This window comes from Paraburkholderia sp. UCT31 (assembly GCF_014397655.1).
Classification (GTDB): domain Bacteria; phylum Pseudomonadota; class Gammaproteobacteria; order Burkholderiales; family Burkholderiaceae; genus Paraburkholderia; species Paraburkholderia tuberum.
In genome coordinates, this window is sequence record NZ_VZQP01000216.1 from 1 (window position 1) to 366 (window position 366).

Sequence of the window (366 nt, forward strand, 5' to 3'; positions counted from 1 at the left end):
CATCCTCCAAGGCTAAATACTCGTGATCGACCGATAGTGAACCAGTACCGTGAGGGAAAGGCGAAAAGAACCCCGGGAGGGGAGTGAAACAGATCCTGAAACCGCATGCATACAAACAGTCGGAGCCCCGCTTTAAGCGCTTTCGGCGCATTCATGAAATGAATGCGTCAAAAGACATCAAGTCTGAAACATGACCACTGCGCGCTTGAAGTGGATTTAAGCGCGAGAGCGCTTAAAGCGGGGTGACGGCGTACCTTTTGTATAATGGGTCAGCGACTTACATTCAGTGGCGAGCTTAACCGATTAGGGCAGGCGTAGCGAAAGCGAGTCCGAACAGGGCGTCCAGTCGCTGGGTGTAGACCCGAA

At 52.7% G+C, this 366-nt stretch carries 1 rRNA gene; it reads left to right on the forward strand.

Features of this window, described 5'->3' with window-relative positions:
• Positions 1-366 (forward strand): 23S ribosomal RNA (locus F6X40_RS41725); the annotation flags it as partial.